The 17,790-nt window shown below is 56.9% G+C and carries 13 protein-coding genes; 5 read left to right on the forward strand and 8 right to left on the reverse strand.

The genetic code is table 11. The annotated features are described in order from the left end of the window. On the reverse strand, positions 1-1,382 hold a 1,382-nt coding region (locus tag ASF58_RS26015; RefSeq protein WP_244477358.1), incomplete at its 3' end, for an Ig-like domain-containing protein. 435 nt (positions 1,383-1,817) lie between these two features. Between ASF58_RS26015 and ASF58_RS15780 the strand changes: the two genes are divergently transcribed. Further along, the gene (locus tag ASF58_RS15780; RefSeq protein WP_055954375.1) at positions 1,818-3,584 is read left to right on the forward strand and encodes a type I secretion system permease/ATPase; all 1,767 of its coding nucleotides are present in this window, start codon (positions 1,818-1,820) and stop codon (positions 3,582-3,584) included. 26 nt (positions 3,585-3,610) lie between these two features. Next, positions 3,611-4,951 (forward strand): HlyD family type I secretion periplasmic adaptor subunit, encoded by a 1,341-nt coding sequence (locus tag ASF58_RS15785; protein ID WP_055954401.1) that lies wholly within the window; start codon positions 3,611-3,613, stop codon positions 4,949-4,951. Between the two features lie 112 nt (positions 4,952-5,063). Here ASF58_RS15785 and ASF58_RS15790 read toward each other — a convergent pair whose 3' ends face one another. Then, on the reverse strand, positions 5,064-5,459 hold the full coding sequence (locus tag ASF58_RS15790; protein WP_055954379.1) for a helix-turn-helix transcriptional regulator: 396 nt from the start codon (positions 5,457-5,459) through the stop codon (positions 5,064-5,066). Between the two features lie 662 nt (positions 5,460-6,121). Next, positions 6,122-9,115, reverse strand: a complete 2,994-nt coding sequence (locus tag ASF58_RS15795; RefSeq protein WP_162242066.1) for an EAL domain-containing protein — start codon at positions 9,113-9,115, stop codon at positions 6,122-6,124. A 1,166-nt stretch (positions 9,116-10,281) separates the two neighbouring features. Here ASF58_RS15795 and ASF58_RS27630 point away from each other — a divergent pair. After that, positions 10,282-10,554, forward strand: coding sequence for a PilZ domain-containing protein (locus tag ASF58_RS27630; protein ID WP_348271602.1), 273 nt, complete (start codon positions 10,282-10,284; stop codon positions 10,552-10,554). 192 nt (positions 10,555-10,746) lie between these two features. After that, on the forward strand, positions 10,747-11,301 hold the full coding sequence (locus tag ASF58_RS25140; RefSeq protein WP_082513111.1) for a PAS domain-containing protein: 555 nt from the start codon (positions 10,747-10,749) through the stop codon (positions 11,299-11,301). A gap of 1,304 nt (positions 11,302-12,605) precedes the next feature. On the opposite strand, the gene ASF58_RS25145 is transcribed toward ASF58_RS25140, so the two are convergent. After that, on the reverse strand, positions 12,606-13,214 hold the full coding sequence (locus ASF58_RS25145) for a PAS domain-containing protein (protein WP_082513112.1): 609 nt from the start codon (positions 13,212-13,214) through the stop codon (positions 12,606-12,608). Between the two features lie 137 nt (positions 13,215-13,351). On the opposite strand from ASF58_RS25145, the gene ASF58_RS26020 reads away from it, so the two are divergent. After that, positions 13,352-13,741, forward strand: a complete 390-nt coding sequence (locus ASF58_RS26020; protein ID WP_162242067.1) for a hypothetical protein — start codon at positions 13,352-13,354, stop codon at positions 13,739-13,741. A 246-nt stretch (positions 13,742-13,987) separates the two neighbouring features. Here the strand turns inward: ASF58_RS26020 and ASF58_RS15805 are convergent, their stop codons facing one another. From ASF58_RS15805 to ASF58_RS26885, 4 genes are all read right to left on the reverse strand, one after another. Further along, the gene (locus ASF58_RS15805; RefSeq protein WP_055954390.1) at positions 13,988-14,227 is read right to left on the reverse strand and encodes a hypothetical protein; all 240 of its coding nucleotides are present in this window, start codon (positions 14,225-14,227) and stop codon (positions 13,988-13,990) included. Between the two features lie 155 nt (positions 14,228-14,382). Beyond that, positions 14,383-15,117, reverse strand: coding sequence for a Crp/Fnr family transcriptional regulator (locus ASF58_RS15810; RefSeq protein WP_055954392.1), 735 nt, complete (start codon positions 15,115-15,117; stop codon positions 14,383-14,385). 146 nt (positions 15,118-15,263) lie between these two features. Further along, positions 15,264-15,524, reverse strand: coding sequence for a hypothetical protein (locus tag ASF58_RS26025; RefSeq protein WP_156375732.1), 261 nt, complete (start codon positions 15,522-15,524; stop codon positions 15,264-15,266). A 1,418-nt stretch (positions 15,525-16,942) separates the two neighbouring features. Beyond that, on the reverse strand, positions 16,943-17,200 hold a 258-nt coding region (locus ASF58_RS26885), incomplete at its 5' end, for a hypothetical protein (RefSeq protein WP_210166880.1). Positions 17,201-17,790 lie beyond the last annotated feature (590 nt).

The following is a 17,790-nucleotide window of genomic DNA, read 5'->3' on the forward strand; positions in this document are numbered from 1 at the left end:
CGGGCGCAAGGCTGTCGATGGTCAGGGCCACGGCGGTAGAGGAGGCCGAGACGTTGCCGGCGAGATCGCGTGCGGTGGCGGTGAAGCTGTTGGCACCCTGAGCCAGGTCGGTAGCCGGGGTGAAGCTGAACACGCCGTTCGTGCCGGCAACGRCRGTGCCGAGCACGGTGCCRTTGTCCGAGATGGWGACGGTRGMMCCGGCCTCGGCCGTCCCCGTGATGGTCGGGGTGGACAGTGCCGAGCACGGTGCCRTTGTCCGAGATGGTGACGGTRGMMCCGGCCTCGGCCGTCCCCGTGATGGTCGGGGTGGCGTCGGCGGTGAGACCGGCCGCGGTGGTGATRGTTGGTGCACCGGGCGCAAGGCTGTCGATGGTGAGAGCGACGGCAGTGGATGGTGCCGAGACGTTGCCGGCGAGATCGCGTGCGGTGACGGTGAAGCTGTTGGCACCCTGAGCCAGGTCGGTAGCCGGGGTGAAGCTGAACGTGCCGTTCGTGCCGGCAACGGCGGTGCCGAGCACGGTGCCGTTGTCCGAGATGGTGACGGTAGAACCGGCCTCGGCCGTCCCCGTGATGGTCGGGGTGGCGTCGGCGGTGAGACCGGCCACGGTGGTGATGGTTGGCGCACCGGGGGCAAGGCTGTCGATGGTGAGAGCGACGGCGGTAGAGGGTGCCGAGACGTTGCCGGCAAGATCGCGTGCGGTGGCGGTGAAGCTATTGGCACCCTGGGCTAGGTCGGCGGCCGGGGTGAAGCTGAAGACGCCGTTCGTACCAGCGACCACAGTGCCGAGCACGGTGCCGTTGTCCGAGATGGTGACGGTAGAACCGGCCTCGGCCGTCCCCGTGATGGTCGGGGTGGCGTCGGCGGTGAGACCGGCCGCGGTGGTGATGGTTGGTGCACCGGGCGCGACTGTATCAACCGTCAGGGTAACATCGTCGATTCCAAAACCTAACTGTCCAAGTGAAACATCTAAAACGCTTCCTCTAAATACCCTGACTTCCGTCAGGTTTTGCCATGCGGAGCTAAACTGATACCGAGTTTCTCCAAGGAGTAGGCCGAGATTGAGCAGATCCCCGGACGAAGCAGAAACAACTTCGACACCATTCCTGTAACCGATGAAGACAACGCCCGATAAAAGACTTACGTCTGCTCTGATCGATAACGCGTTTAAATCGAATACCGTACCGGTTTGGCGAGATATTGATAGATACCCCGAAACTGAGCTGGTTTTCAGGCTCGCATCCTGCTCTAAAAACTCCCGATTGACTGAAAGTGTTCCCGTTGCGGATCCAGATCCGTTCCGCTGAGCATAAACGAACCCATCGATAATCAGCGAACTGCCCGAGCGACCAGACGATGCCTCGAACGTTTGGGTGCTTGCCATAGCTATTCTCTCTAGGTGCGCCCGCGGATCGATATCCAACGGCTGGTTACACTTCAGACCGGACAATCCTGATGAGGACGCGGTGTTGGCCGGGCCTCTCACTCACAATTATCAACCTACATACGAATATTTCCCTTTCAAGTATGTTTCGGTGGGACTTGGGCTCCAAATTGATCAACAGCAGAGGTTCACGCTTGGCAAGCTTAATACCTCACTAACGAAGTCAGTAAAGAACAAATTTTCAGAGGGAATAGCGGCTTTTTCAGCGATTAAGCCGCGAGACGTTAGGATAGTTTTAATATCCTACAGATCGTCTTAGGTGTTATGCGGCGCACCAGTAGCCGAAACAGCGCCCAATGAGTGTTCCGAGCTTAGCGCTTAAGGCGAGAAACCTCGCTTGGTGGGTGATTACCTAAGGCAAACAGGCGAACTCCGATGCGACTTCATCAGAATGCTGAGCTCAGAACCGCACTTCTCCGCTGCCGTCGCGCGTTCTTTGGCGTCGGCGTCATGAGCGGCATCATCAACATCCTGTACCTGACGGGATCGTTCTTCATGCTTGAGGTCTATGACCGGGTCATCCCGGCACGCTCAATTCCGACGCTCATCGGACTTGGTATGCTGACGCTGACACTGTTCCTGTTTCAGGGTCTCATCGAGACCATCCGGGCGCGGGTCTTAGCCCGGATTGGCAGCTCGTTGGACGAGGCCTTGTCTGGGCGGGTATTCGACATGGTGGTGCGCCATCCTCTTGAGGCACCGGCTGGCGGAGATGGACTCCTGCCGCTGAGGGACCTCGATCAGATCCGCAATTTCTTCTCGAGCCTCGGCCCAACGGCAATCTTCGACCTGCCTTGGATGCCGATCTACCTTGGGATCTGCTTCCTGTTCCATCCACTGATCGGTATCGCGGGGCTGGCTGGCGCTCTCGTCTTGGCGGCACTGACTCTCCTCACCGAGTTGTTGACACGCCGGCCCCAGCGTGAAGCCACCCATCATGGGGCGAGCCGTAATGCCCTCTCCGAAGCTGGGCGCCAGAACGCAGAGGTTCTTCGGGCCATGGGCATGCAGAAGGAGTTCGCGCAGATCTGGAACGCGGAGAACAACGTGTACATGAGGCGGCAGCGCCGCGTCGCCGACATCGCGGCAGGTCTCGGGACCACCTCGAAGATCTTCCGCATGGTACTGCAATCTGCGGTGCTGGCGCTCGGAGCCTACCTGGTCATTCAGGGGCAGGCCACGGGCGGCATAATCATCGCCTCATCCATCCTCGTCTCGCGGGCCCTAGCACCGGCCGAGATCGCGATCGCCAACTGGAAAGGGTTTGTTGCAGCCCGGCAAGGCTGGATGCGCCTGCATGACATGCTGGCGCGCTTCACCCCGGACAAACCGGCGCTTGCTCTACCAGCCCCTGTCACGTCGCTGACTGTGGAGAACGCATCGATCCTGCCGCCGGGCGGAACGCGCGCGATCGTCTCCGACGTCAGTTTCGGCCTCAAGGCGGGAGAGGGCGTCGGCATCATCGGACCGAGCGCATCCGGCAAATCCACCCTAGCGCGGGCGCTCGTTGGCGTCTGGACGCCGCTGCGTGGGGCGATCCGTCTCGATGGCGCCACCCTCGATCAGCGGGGCGGCAGCAGCCTGGGTCGCCACGTCGGCTACCTCCCTCAGGATGTCGAGCTCTTCGCCGGTACCATCGCGTCAAACATCGCGCGGCTGGCAACGGACCCGAATGCCGAAGCCGTCGTCGCGGCCAGCCGGAGCGCCGGCGTACACGAGCTGATCCTTCGGATGCCCGATGGATATGAAACTCGCATCGGCCCCGGCGGAGCGGGGCTCTCGGCGGGGCAACGCCAGCGGATCGGCCTCGCACGCGCACTTTATGGGGATCCTTTCCTCGTCGTTCTCGACGAACCGAACGCCAACCTGGACGAAGCCGGGGAAGCTGCACTAACGCATGCCCTCCTCGGCGTGCGTATGCGCGGCGGTATCGTCGTAGTGGTTGCTCATCATCCCAGCGTCCTCGCCGCCGTCGATCTCGTGCTCGTCATGGAAGAGGGACGGGCACTCGCCTTTGGCCGTAAGAACGAGGTGCTGAAGACGAATTTTCGCCCGACGGCTTTTCCCAACGTGCGCGGCCCGAAGCGCAACATCAACGCCACCTCGAAATCGGCCGAGACGAACTTAAAGGCTTCCGCATGACCTCGAGCAGCATGACTCTGAACGGCATGGCGGCTGGGTCGCTGCCCACGGACGCCAACGGCCCCCGGCACTCCGAGGCGGACCAATCGATCGGCCGGCACTTGACCGTAGTCTCCGGCATCATCGCCGTCCTTGTCTTTGGCATCGGCGGATGGGCGGCACTGACCGAGATCCACGGGGCCGTGGTAAGCTCAGGGCAACTCGTCGTCGAGAGCGACGTAAAGAAGGTCCAGCACCCGACAGGTGGTGTTGTGAGCGAGATTCACGTCCGAGACGGCATGCGCGTCTCACTCGGGGATGTCCTGATCACGTTGGACGAGACCCAGATCCGCGCGAACCTCGACATCATTTTGAAGGCCATGGACGAATTGACGGCCCGCCGCGCCCGCAATGAGGCGGAGCGCGATAGTCTGGCGACCATCGACTTCCCCGACGAGCTGACACGGCGTAGGCGCGATGAGCCGGCCGTGGCACAGTTGATCGACGGAGAGCGCCGCCTATTTGATACGCGTCGATCAGGGCGTGAAGGTCAGAAGGCTCAGTTGCAGCAGCGTATCCTTCAGATTCGCCAGGAAATTAATGGTCTTGTTGAGCAAGCTGCTGCCAAGGCCCGCGAGATTGCCCTCATCGGTGATGAACTCGTCGGTGTTCGCGAGCTCTGGGCCCGAAATCTTGTGGCCGTTTCACGAGTGACAGCATTGGAGCGCGATGCGGCCCGCCTGGGCGGCGAGCGCGGGCAACTCGTCGCCGCCCAGGCGCAGGCGAACGGTAAGATCACGGAGACTGAGCTGCAGATCCTTCAGATTGATCAGGACATGCGAAGCGAGACGGGCAAGGAACTCGCCGAAATCCGTGGGCGTTGGTCCGAGTTATCGGAGAAACGGGTCGCCGCCCTCGACCAGCTGAACCGGACGAACCTGCGTGCACCCCAAGACGGCGTCGTGCATCAGATGACCGTCCATACAGTAGGTGGCTTGGTCATTCCGGGTGAGCCCGCAATGCTGATCGTGCCTGATGCGGATACGCTCGCTGTCGAGCTGCGCATCCAACCTCAAGATATAGATAACATCTACCTTGACCAGAAAGCCGTGCTCCGTTTCGCTGCCTTCAACCAGCGTGTTACGCCCGAGATCGGCGGAATGGTCAGCCGCATCTCCGCGGATGTCAGCCAGGACTCGAAGACCGGTGTAAGCTACTACACTGCTCGGATCCGTGTTCCTGACGCTGAACGTGATCGCTTGGGCAAGGCACGGCTCGTGCCCGGTATGCCGGTAGAGACCTTTGTACAGACGGGGGAACGCTCCGTCCTTTCCTACCTTGTCAAACCCCTAACCGACCAAATCGCGAAGGCCTGGCGCGAGCGCTGAAAGATCGAGTGCGATGTATGCACCAAAGGCCTCGTCGTCCACGCGCAACCGGGACATCACATCCTCCCGTTTCGGGCCCTCGGGCTGCCTCGGAGGGCGATGCCGATCGTTGTTACGGTTGTTTTCCTGACTCGATCTCGCAAAGCACGCGAGCAAGCTCGGAGAGCAGATACCGGGCGCGTGGGTCCTTGATCTTGTCAAAATGCTCGTTGAACAGGATCCCCTCAGGCGTCGGCCATGTCTGGGTCCGAGTGGCCTCTTTCTCAGATGGAGCCTCCCCGCTGCGCGTGTCGTAGAAGTAATTGACGTCGACGTTTAGAGCCTGAGCGATCCGCTGAAGCTTATCGGCCGCGATTCTGCTTCGTCCGCTTTCGTATTTCTGGATCTGTTGGAACGTTACGCCCAGACTCTGGCCGAGATTGGCCTGGCTGAGGCCGACTGAACGGCGTAGAGATTTGATACGGTTGCCGATCGTATCTATGCTACCGTCTTTATCTATGTCTGACATTGTTCGTTGCTCAAAATATCTTGAATAACTCAAAGGGTACGCCGCCACGAAGAAGCCCCTTCGGTCGGTTGATTGGGCTCATGACACCCGGATTGTAACTTCGCGCGAGGGTAAGCACGCGTTATATTAAGATCCTGCACCTTAACAGGAACGTCTGCCGACGCCGCGCCCTGACCGTTCGCTCATCAAACGGTCAGGGCGCGGCGTCGGCGAACCGATCCCACCAATCAAAGAGACGCGGATCACGCGCCGCCGGTTTACAACCTACTACTTATCAATGAATCATGAACACATGCTTGGGGCAATGTCACACCAACGAGCCGGAAATTCTGGAAAATTCCGGTTCATGACGCTCGTACCCGTTATCGAACGGGAGAGCCGGCTATGGTATGGAGCTTCGTGCGGCCCACAAAGGACTATGCCGCGACACGGACCACTTTAAGGTTCATCGTTCGAGCAAATCCATGCTCTTACGGCTGAACACAATGTCAACGTCGAGAGCCGTATCGACCGCGATGTGCATAGTGTGCACACCATCACGCGATAGACGTGCCGCCGCGACTTACTGCTTCATTCTGTACGCGGCCACTCCGTCTTGGCAATGCGTTTGATCATTGAGCGATCACGGGGGCATCTAGTTTCGCTCGGGCGGAGCCACACGATTAGGCATTGAGTAGAGATCGCCGCTCACAGTGCGACAAGTAATCCATCGCCTCATGCTGCTGCGCATTTGCAGCCTCGACTGACTGCATCATGCCTCTAATGACACTCGGTGGTACCGGCCTCCCGAAGATGAAGCCCTGGACCTCGCAGCAACCTTCGCTTCGAACCCAGTCGAGCTGCGACTGCGTCTCGACCCCTTCGGCCGTAATGGTTGCCCCAAGGTGCTTGCCCAAGCCCACCACGGCGCGGACGATGGCGCCGGACGTCGATGCGCAGGCATCCTGGATGAACGATCGGTCTATCTTGATCTTGTCGAATGGGAACAGACACAAATAGCTAAGTGAGGAGTAGCCGGTACCAAAATCGTCAATCGCCAGTCGGACACCAATTCTTCGTAAGCGATGCAAGCACGAAATAGCCGCCTCGGTATCTTTCACAAGCACGCTCTCCGTAATCTCTAGCTCAAGTCGTTCCGGCGCGAGTCCGGATTCAACTAGAGCGTCGAGCACGTGCTGGTGGAAGTCGACATGTTGTATTTGAACTGCTGACACGTTGACGCCAACGCGAAGATCGGCGGACCACGATACCGCCTCCCGACACGCATCACGCAACGCCCAAGCTCCGAGCTCGACAATCAGGCCGGTCTCCTCGGCTAGGGGAATGAAAGCGGCCGGTGAGATCATGCCCTTCTCCGCGTGCTGCCAGCGCAGTAGCGCCTCGAAACCGCGGAGCGTATCGCTCGCAAGATCAATGATCGGTTGGTAATGAAGCGCGAAACCTCCCTTGCGGACGGCATCCTTCAAATCGATTTCGAGCAAATTACGGGACGCGACCGCCATATCCATCCCGGCCTCGTAGAAGCGGCACGTGTGACGACCCGCTTCCTTGGCCCGGTACAGCGCGATGTCAGCGTTCTTGAACAGAAGCTCGGCGCGATCACCGTCGTCCAATCCGATCGCGACACCAATGCTAACACCCACATTCGTCAGGTGCCCATCGATGTCCACGGGCTGACCTACTACCTCGATGACACGCTTCGCCGCGGCTCCCACACCGTGCGGATGGCTTCGACCCAGCAGGATGATCGCGAACTCATCGCCTCCTAGACGAGCAACCATGTCCCCCGGACGCAGGGATCGCCGCATGCGATCAGCCAAGGTGCACAGGAGGGCATCGCCGGCCGGATGTCCAAAGGTGTCGTTAACCGTTTTGAAGCGATCGAGGTCGCAGCATAGGACAGCGACTGAGGTCCCTTGCCGCTGCGCATGGACCAGCTCCTGGGTCAGTCGTTCCTGGAACTGCCTGCGGTTGGGCAAGCCCGTCAGGGCATCATGCCGCGCCATGTGCTCGATCTGTGCCTCGGCGCGCTTTCGCTCCGTCGCGTCCACGACTGTGCCCTCGAAACAGAATGGGCATCCATCAGCATCACGCACCAGCCATGCCGTTTCTGATACCCAAATCGGTTCACCGGTCGCGTGACCAGTCACCTCCGAGACAAAGTCATCGACCCTGCCGTGCCTCAACAGGAGACGCATGAACTCGTCCTTCCGGTTGCGGTCGACGTACCAATCATGGGTGAAGCCGTTGCCGGATGCCGTCGCACTAGTCGGGTCGCTGTATCCGTGGAGTTTCGCGAGAGCCTGGTTCGCCCGGACAAGCGTGCCATCGAGGTTCGCTCGGTAGACGCCGACGACCGCGTTCTGAAATAGCGTCTGGTACTCGGCTTCGGCGAGGCGAAGGGCTGCCTCACGCCGCTTACGCTCCGTGATGTCGGTGAAGGTCCGGACCAATCCACCTCTCGGCAAGGGCACAGATCGTACCTCGATTGAGATTCCGTTGGGGCGGTCCCGCTCATAGGTGCCGGCCGTGGTTCCCAGGGCACCACTCTCTAGCCAATGCCGGAGTTCGCCATCGACCTTGCAAAACTCGCCACGGTCAACCTGATGCTGCTGCAGGAGATCGAACCGCGCTCCCTCATGGAGCAGAGCCTCTGAAAGACCGAGCAAATCCCTTGCCTTCTGATTGTGAACAAGGACACGGTTGTCCGCGCCGACCATCAGGATGCCCTGGTCCATATTCTCCAACGTTACACGAAGTAGAGTGCTGACCCCGCGCAGCTGCTCCTCGGAACGCACGAGATCGGTGATGTCGACACACACGCCTAGGAGAGCGACGACCGCGCCCGTTTCGTCGTGCTGCGGCAAGCCACGGGAAATAACAGTCCTAACTTCGCCATCGGCTCTAACAAGACGACGCTGCCGGTCGAAAGGCATTAGGGCCATCCCGTTGACTTCGGCGTTCCGGGTATCGAAAGCCGCGAACAGGTCGCAGTGTTCGTCGGGGTGCAGAAATTGGATTAGGTCATTTAAAGATAGTTCACCGTCGAGCATCTCATGACCAACGAGCCGTCGCATGCTAGGAGACCATGTGGCCTTTCCAGAATTCAAATTGTACTGCCAATATCCGATGCCTCCGACCTGCTCGACAAGAAGTTGATAATCGGCTGCTTCCCGCAGCTTAGCTTGTGCGGATTGGAGCACCTCTAGATCTCGCCCAATCTGGTTCCGAGCCTCATGCAGGCGCAGATGGGCCACCACGATGTTCGCAAGATCCTGAAACTGTCGGACCTGCTCTGCAGAAAAGGAACGCCGTTGGACGTCCATCAGGCATAGCGTCCCGAGGCGTATGCCCTGGTGCAGGATTAGGGGCGCTCCGGCATAAAACCGAACGCCGAGCGGCCCCGTGACAAGAGGGTTTTCCGAAAACCGAGGATCGTCTAGTGCATCCTCAATGACGAGGACATTATCCGAAAGGATTGCGTAGTTGCAGAAGGCCATGCTCCGTGGCGTTTCCTTGACGTCAATTCCGCAACGAGCCTTAAACCATTGTCGATTCTTATCCACCAGCGACACGAATGCGATCGGGGTCGAAAACAAGACTTGTGCTGTCCGGCACACCGCATCAAAATGTGTCTCATCAGGCGTGTCGAGCACCTTCAGATCCTGAAGGACTGCAAGCCGTTCAGACTCATTCTCCAATAACGGATACATTAAGGGCCTTATCGGACAGCATGACCGCTCGCGCGCGGTTCTTGCAAGGAGATGACATTCTGAGGATCAAGCCGCACAGGTTAACGATCCATGCGTTTTCAGGTTTAAAACTCAACTGAAAGGCGATTTTTTCTAACAAAACTCCAGAGCCTCCGTGAGAAAGCGGGGAAAGCTTCGCGCAGACCATGACGTCGGTCGTACGCGAAGCCTCTTTAGTCTCCTTTTTAAATTCTTTTTACCGCTTAAAGACTGAAGCAATCCCCAAGCTAAGACTTGCAGAACACACACACGTTTCCCGCTCTGCGTCGCGCAAACAAGAACTCAGCGGTCCAGCGTTCTGTAATCGCCCGTGACGCCGTGCTCCAAACGCAGCCAGCCAATCCCGTAGTGGTCCATCAGCTCATACAGGTAGCAGGAGTAGGACCCATATGACGTGTATCGTCTGTAGTGTGGACCCTATAAATCGCTCTCATTGCACCTCTTCAGCTCTGTGGAGATAGCAGAAACAATAATGATGAGGCACTAAAATGAGCGGGGTGATGTGGGCTGCATGGTCAACGTGGGTTAAGACATTGCAAGATTACGACCACCTCCGACATACACCCTAAAAACGCTCGAGATTCGCATTTTAATTGCCTTATTCGCCCTTATCTAAGAGTTTGGGAGCGACAGAGGCACTCGAGAACCCTTTTTCGCACGAACGATGCGAGGGAACCGGATGGCTGTAAAAGCGTGGGACCACCTCGAACCCAACAGCGAAGATGTATTTGGTTTTATTTCAGTTGATGAACATAGTTACAAGGGCTGCGTCATACAAGATGCTACCGATCTTGGTGCAAGATTGATCCTGATAAATGCCGATATTATCCCGGAGGAATTTGTCCTATGCTCCATCTCCTTCGATAAAGCTGTGCCGTGCACATCAGTTTCACGTACCGACGAGTCTATCGATGCTTGGTATGACTGCGACAACCGCGACGTAATATTTACATGTAATAATAGGTAGTATGATTAATGCAGATTTCTAGAATATCAAAGCTATGACTTCAGATAATTGGGCAGATAGATGCTTGGCGAAAATCTCTTTGATCGCTGACAGTGACTACCAGATGCACGAGAAGAGATCGAGTGTGCGATATGCAGCAACTGGGTTCGCGCTAATCAAGCCGGAATTTGGCTTACACATCTCGTGCACTGTCATTAACAGGTCAGATGGGGGCGCGCGCCTGAAGGTGTTGAGCGTTCTCGGTGTACCGGACGAATTTCTTCTAGTCGTTGACGCAGAGACGAAGCGAGCGCGTGTCGCATGGCGAAGCCCCAACGAGTTAGGCGTCGCCTTTACGTTGGGGGGAGACACAGCGGCTGACACCATTCCTCAATAAAACGATTGGCCAGACAAAGTCTCCAAAGTGAATATAAAATGAGCAATGAGATTTAATCCCTGCTAGTCAGGCAATTTATTGCGAAATTTCGTCTTGATCACAAACTCGTGAATTAGAAAATTCCAACTAGGGATAGTTTTTTTCCGACATGTGTCCACCATCTCAAGCAACAATCAATTGCGGGAGGATTGGATGCAGTCGATCGCTGAAGCGGCTCCCGCTTTGAGGGCGGCGGGACTGGTTGGCGTTTGGAAGACAGATGTCGTTGAAGGGAGATCAATTCTTGACGAGGGTGCTGCCGCGCTACTCGCTGGTAATGTCGGACTATCAGGGCGACCACTTCCGTTGGAAGTCGCGCTTGGAGCTACGCATCCCGACGATCAAACATGGCTTTTTGAACACATTCGTCGAGTACGTCAGACTGGCGGACCCTTCTCAGCAGAGTTTCGAGTGGTAACATCGACAGGGGATGTACGGTGGGTACTTAACAGAGGCACTCTTTCAACTGACGATTCAGGAGCTATGAAGGGCTTAGGAGCTTATATCGACACAACCGATAGCCACAATACTGACTTAATATCAGCTGCATTTCTGAGCAGGGTTGGTGAAGATCCCCTTGCGCATGCTGCGGATCGCTGCCTGGAGACTCATATGGCCCTTGCGTCGGGCGGATATACGGGTTTACGTCGAATCACCGAAATGCTGCTCTTTGCTATTGGGCGAGCGCTCGCTCAGCGTCAAAACTGAGAGTACCCTTATAGAAGTCCCCCCTCCCTTCACACTTCGATAAGCTACCTATCGAAGAGCTTTGCAGGTTCTTTCTGTCTGTTTCGGGAGTTCAAGGATACACCGCAGCCCGAAGAAAAGTGCGTTGCTCGGAGCTGTGCAAGTATGCCAGAGTTGAGGGTGCATGATCTCTAAAGGGACTGATTAGGCGCTCATATTAAGCTTCTTTACAGTATAGCTGTCGTCGGCTAACTCCAAGAGATTTGCTCAGTTCAGCACCCTGATAACCCCTGAGATGCTTTGATCATTCTCAGGCCGCTCATCCTAAATGGCAAGGGTAAAGGTGGAACGCCCTACGCCTAACTTCAAAAAAGGAACTCGTGCGTAAGGGCGAGATCATCGCTTTCTGATGAGTTATCGCGCCAAACGCGCCTTCATCCAATACCTAGTGGGGGAATGTCTCATGTCAGCTGTATCTTACAAATGGTGTATATTTTTCTGTATCAAGACAAATAGCAAAAGTAGGAAAGATCATCCTTTGTATCATCGTCATAACTGCGTCCGCTGCTTCGATGGCTGCTACGATTAGAGCTGTCATCGGGTTACTCTCCCCTTGGCCGGTGTACGCATGCGATTTTCGGCTTATCAGCGCAGCAACGTGCGCTTTGCCTATGGCAGCTCATACCACTCGCGCTCCGATCTCACCTGGCGCGGCTGAGCATGCTAAGCGTGTAGCTCGTCGTAACCGCATTGTGGCCTGCGAGCGTGAGCGGACGATCCTGCGGAATAGTGGGGAGCCTGAGCCAAAATGGAAATGCTAGGACGAGATCCTTCGGTGATCAGCTCCCGCTTCTCGCAGAACGAGCATACTCTCCGTTCCGTGTCAGGGACTTATAAAGGGCGTGTCGCAGATCGTATGGTCAAGGCAGTGTAATGCCCAGCGGTATCGCGTTTGCGCCACGCTTCAGGCGGTCATTCGATAAAGAGGACGACTCCGCGTCGTAGGCGCAATGATCAATTTCTCGACTTCAATGATCTATGCGGCTACATGAGGCTGCTCTCAGCCTGATCCTTGAGCGCACCAGATCTGCTGCTGCCTGCACTAGCCAACCACCCGGCCGTCACTGTGACGGACGCTCGATAGATCGGCTCCCCTGCCTCAGTCCGAACGGTCACGGAAAGCTCGCGTTCGTTGTTGGTCATCAGCTCATAGCGGCTTTAGCGATTGCGTCGGCTCCTGTCAGCTCCTTGCCATCGTCGTCCACCATGAGGTGAGCATCCTCACGTCGAAGAAGTAGCGTTCCATAGGTACTCGTTCTCGTAGATCAATTCATCCGCGCCCTGCGCTGCTCGTTTTCAAGTTTCGACAGACGACGTCCAAGCTCCAGCAAAAGCATATCAATCATGCTTTGGAGAAGAGGGTCCGAGAGCTTCTGGATGGCGCCTCGGGCGGCTAGGCAATGCTCGGCCGCTTCTTCCAAGGGATGGCTTGAGCATTCAGGCATTCCAGCTGAATAAGCAGCTTCATCAACCCGATTCTGGGTAATGTCGATCAGGAACCCTGTCCCCCGCCGGGGCTGGCCTGTCTCGTCCAGTTCGATAAGGCCGCGCGCTAAAACCCACCTCCTAGCTCCATCGGCCGAATGAACGCGGTACTCCTGCACGTAGGATTGACCCGCCTTGACACTTCTCGCGATGACCTCGGCAGTTTTTGCCCTATCGTCTGGATGGATGGCTTCCAGGAACAGGCTCAGCGGAACTCCGCCCCGCGCCATCACGGGATCGACGCTGAAGAGCAGAGCGACTGTTGCATCAGCGTACAGACGATCATTGGGGATGTCCCAATCCCAACGCCCGATAATGTCTGAGGCATCGATCGCGTCCTGTAGGACGATCTGTGAAGCCTCAACTGCGCATGTATCCCGTCGCGCCATCAGACCCTCTAACGTCCTACATCTCGGTCTGAACTGGTACCGAACCTAGCCGATAAAATATTAACAAATGGGGGTAAGAGGCAAGCGCCCTACTGGTGTCTTTGCACTATCGCGTTTGCATGTCCGGTAGGGTAGACATGCTTGGCCGCATTTTGCATGCAATTAGGGACGAAAAAATGGGCCGCAAGCTCGATGGCTGTGAGGGGGCGGGGCTCTTCTTGTCTGCGGCGGAGGCAGGCGCACAGGACCGAACTGGCTTGAGCCGTAGCGAGGACCTTCAGCATCGCATCGCCGAGCAGCTCGGAATACCCGCCGCCGAGTTGCGGGACCCAAGCGAAACTTCGAGCGCAGTGCACGGCGCGAACAACTCAGTTCAATTGACCGATCCCACCTTAAGTCGCGAGTGCCTGGAACTGCTCGATGCTTACATCCGCATCACAGACCCAGAGCTGCGCCGTCGATGCCTGCAAGCGGTTCGTGAGGTGGCATATGGCTCTGTTGATGCTGATTCGGCGACAAGAGCGTGATGGCGCACCAGTAGCAGATTGCAACCGCGCTACCGCACTGACACTAAGGCGGTTCGAATCGCTCGATGAACCGGAATTCGTCCCACAAATCGATAGCATGTCCATCTACGAGGGCCTTTGCCTTCGCTCTGGCTTCCTCATCGTCGGATGCCGTAATGGGGATCTGGGTCGCTACATGACCGTCCGTGTCCAGTAGAGTGGCGCAATACTGAGGGAAGCGGCGAGGCTCAATCGGGGGAGGCTCACTCATCGGATCAGCCACGTGCCGGTGTACGTCACGGCGGCCGAGTAGATGGGATGCCCATCTTCGTCCGTCACCAGCACCGAGAAGGCTTGGTGCTCGCCGTCCTTAGGCACCTCGTATGCTGCGATCTCCGGCAGGACGGTCTTCGCATGACGGGCCGCGTCCTCAGGTCCAGGGAGGTCCATGCCCTCTTCGTCGCGGAGCGTCTGGCCGTCGTGGATGTCGAAGAAGTAGCGAGGCACAGGGCTCTCCACGTACAGCAGGCGGGAGCACGCGAGGTCTCACAGGCGCGGAAGGCCGGGGGTATGGCCGCGATGCGTTATGTTATATGCGCGTACCCAACAAAAAATTTAACAAATGGGTGTGGTTTCCTGTCCCTTGGGAACGGTCTGGTACCTCACACAGCAGGGTAAGGCGGAGCCTTCGGATGCAGGTGCAGGTAGTTCGGGTTAAAGCCTGCATAGCTTTGGATGGCCGCGACGTTGGGTAGGGTGACACGCCGCTCTTTGAACACAACCAGCTTCAGACCTCGCAACTCCTGCAGCACCCGGTTGACATGTACATTCGAGAGCCCCGTTGCATCGGCGAGATCTGCTTGGGTCAAGGGGAAGTGGTAGCTGTTCTCGGTCGCGAGGCCGACCACCTGGAGGCGGATTAGGAACTCACAGAATAGATGGGCGACCTGCTCGTCCGCAGAGCGACGTCCCATGCACACCAGCCATTCCCGAAGGATCGCCTCATCGACCAAGCCAGCCCACTGCAGGGCGCGGCTTAAGATCGGATAGTTCCCACTGAGTTCATTCATGACTGAGCGCGGAATACGCACCACATCGCAGGAACTGATCGCTCCGATGCAGTGATCCATCGTCCCAAGGATGGACACGTTTAGGTCGCAGAAATCTCCCGGGATCAGGAAGGCAACGATCGACCGTCCGCCGTCTGGAAGCACCTTGTAGCGGCAGGCGAAGCCTTTCTGGATCAGGTGGACGTGATCGGGCACGTCTCCCTCCAAGATAAGTGCAGTCCGAGCTTGGACATCGCGAAGGCGCTCACTCGCTCCCGTCAGGGCCTTTTCTTCGGCTCCTGAGAGTACGAAACAGCGTCCAAGCTTCTGAATGAACGGATTGAGCATGTGCCCTCCTGGGCCATGCCCTCCGGTCGGTGTGACGACCTAAGCGACTGCAAGGCCAAAGGTTTCAGTTACCTCAAATATCTCCGCTTGTGTGGCAAATCGTATGGGGTTGGTCGAAGATCATAGCCGTTGAGGAACGAGAAACCTCATGGATGGCGTGGTTTATGCCACCCGCCCGACACCGTGACCTTTGCGCTGTATACGGTATCTCCGGACGCGTTACGGACCGTTGCTGTGAGCACCTGCTGATCGCTTTTCGGCACAGCATCTTTGGCGATCTCGGAGAGGACTTTTAGAACCTCAGTCCGAGCAGCCTTTTCGTCGGGATAGTCGATGCCGTCCTCATCCCTAAGCTGGGAACGACCATCGTCAAAGTCGAGATAAAGCTTTGTCATTACTTCCGCCATGAAATTCGCAAATCGCATAAGATAGATATGTAGTTGACCGCAATATTTCTGGCGCTATCAAACATTAAATTCTGGCTCAGCTGCAGGATATACGACAAATGCAAGAGAGCCTCAGGACGGATTACAGTCGCTTAAGCCGTAATCCAGACGTTCGGAGAACTTCCGTTTGCCATTCTTCTCAGACCTAGCCGCATGCGGCGGTGTCTGTCGGCAAAACAATCGTATTTCAGACACTCTTGCGCTATGTGTTCCACGCAGCCTTGAGCGTTTTACCGCCGCTCGTCATATGCGCCGTGGATCAGCTTCTCGATTTGCTCTAACCCCCGCGCGCGTGCGGTTAATTCGGCGTTCGCCGCGCGATCCGATCGTTGAATAAGCTTACCATTTTGCCGAATAGCCCATTGCCAACTCCCTTTGGCGTGTGGGTTCGGCTGAACTTCTAAAACGTAAGGGTAAGTGGCGCTCGGCTCGCTCATCGCTCGAATATGTGAGTGCGCTTGGCACACTTCATCGGCTCCTATGTGCTCCAGAATGCCCCCAGGACGACCGCCAGCCGGTACGGCAAGGCTTTTCCGCTAAAATCACGCCCAAGCCTGCCAGCATCCCGCTAATGCCAATTAATTCGTCGGTCCCTCAGGTCGCGCTGGTCCTGTGAGGATCAATTCCATTCCGTTGATCGCATTACGAAGTGACGCAAAGGCCTCCACTGTGCCGCGTAGATGGGCGACAACGACCCGCCTCGCAGTCACGCCCCCTTGTCCGTCTTCGTCTTGGATGGCCGCAGTAAGTGCGACGTGGCCTACTGCCCCGTGCATACCGAAGACCGGCGCCTCATCCAGGAAGATGATCGGAGCACTTGTTGCGTTCTCTAGGAGGNCCTGTGAGGATCAATTCCATTCCGTTGATCGCATTACGAAGTGACGCAAAGGCCTCCACTGTGCCGCGTAGATGGGCGACAACGACCCGCCTCGCAGTCACGCCCCCTTGTCCGTCTTCGTCTTGGATGGCCGCAGTAAGTGCGACGTGGCCTACTGCCCCGTGCATACCGAAGACCGGCGCCTCATCCAGGAAGATGATTGGAGCACTTGTTGCGTTCTCTAGGGGGATTTGTAGTCTTCGTCGGGGCCTGGCCNGCCCCCTTGTCCGTCTTCGTCTTGGATGGCCGCAGTAAGTGCGACGTGGCCTACTGCCCCGTGCATACCGAAGACCGGCGCCTCATCCAGGAAGATGATTGGAGCACTTGTTGCGTTCTCTAGGGGGATTTGTAGTCTTTTGACTTCGTCGCTCATTTTTAAAGTTCCTTATTTCAGTGGATCATACCTCCGATGTGGCGCGCTCGGGTACGCAATCCGAGTCGCAGGTCGCCAACTCAGCTTAATTCATGATCAAGGTCAGGCTGAGAATGATCCCTTCCGATATTAGTTCGTTTTAGAAAGCTCCCGCCGAAGCTCTTGCACAAACAACTGAGCATGCCCTGGAACGACAGATCGAACGTTTTTATGGAAGGTGTCCTCACCTTCCCGTGAGGGACTTTTTGGCATCGGTATTTCACTCATAGCATCTTGCAATTCCAGCAAGGCACTCTCTTTCATCGAGATAGGTAGCGACCGGATATGGCTGCTTGCAAGTTGAATCATTGCGGTCCGCATAGTTTCCATTTGCGCAGTCAAATTGACNGGCACTCTCTTTCATCGAGATAGGTAGCGACCGGATATGGCTGCTTGCAAGTTGAATCATTGCGGTCCGCATAGTTTCCATTTGCGCAGTCAAATTGACCATGAGAGCGTACGAGGCCTCGTCCATATTAGCTCCATCAATTTATTTGAGATTTTCTCGTAGCGCATTTTACTACGTGACGCTTGCCTTTTGATCGGCGTGGCGCCATTCGCTCTGCCATGCACGCTTCGGCATCTCGGCCGAGCAGCATTAGGCGCTGTGGAGGGAGCCTGTAGGGCTGTCCTNCCTTTTGATCGGCGTGGCGCCATTCGCTCTGCCATGCACGCTTCGGCATCTCGGCCGAGCAGCATTAGGCGCTGTGGAGGGAGCCTGTAGGGCTGTCCTCCCTCACCTTCATCGAAGCGTCAGAGTGCCAGCATCTTCGGATCTCTGGCTATCGCCTGTACTCGCCAGCCTTCGACTGCGCATACGTACCTACGGAAGCAAGATCACTGTCCGACGTCAGCACCTGTGGGACAGAATGAGGGTCTTCCCGAACGGAGGATGGCTGGTTCATCGTAGCCCCTGAGGAGCGAAGATGAAGCAGACA

This window comes from Methylobacterium sp. Leaf125 (genome assembly GCF_001423085.1).
Classification (GTDB): domain Bacteria; phylum Pseudomonadota; class Alphaproteobacteria; order Rhizobiales; family Beijerinckiaceae; genus Methylobacterium.

Coding starts and splice junctions, on each gene's coding strand:
- ASF58_RS15785 (WP_055954401.1), top strand. CDS start 3,611: ATGGCGGCTGGGTCGCTGCCCACGGACGCCAACGGCCCCCGGCACTCC.
- ASF58_RS15780 (WP_055954375.1), top strand. CDS start 1,818: ATGCGACTTCATCAGAATGCTGAGCTCAGAACCGCACTTCTCCGCTGC.
- ASF58_RS26025 (WP_156375732.1), bottom strand. CDS start 15,524: ATGGCGGAAGTAATGACAAAGCTTTATCTCGACTTTGACGATGGTCGT.
- ASF58_RS26020 (WP_162242067.1), top strand. CDS start 13,352: ATGCTTGGCCGCATTTTGCATGCAATTAGGGACGAAAAAATGGGCCGC.
- ASF58_RS15810 (WP_055954392.1), bottom strand. CDS start 15,117: ATGCTCAATCCGTTCATTCAGAAGCTTGGACGCTGTTTCGTACTCTCA.
- ASF58_RS15790 (WP_055954379.1), bottom strand. CDS start 5,459: ATGTCAGACATAGATAAAGACGGTAGCATAGATACGATCGGCAACCGT.
- ASF58_RS27630 (WP_348271602.1), top strand. CDS start 10,282: ATGCACGAGAAGAGATCGAGTGTGCGATATGCAGCAACTGGGTTCGCG.
- ASF58_RS25145 (WP_082513112.1), bottom strand. CDS start 13,214: ATGGCGCGACGGGATACATGCGCAGTTGAGGCTTCACAGATCGTCCTA.
- ASF58_RS25140 (WP_082513111.1), top strand. CDS start 10,747: ATGCAGTCGATCGCTGAAGCGGCTCCCGCTTTGAGGGCGGCGGGACTG.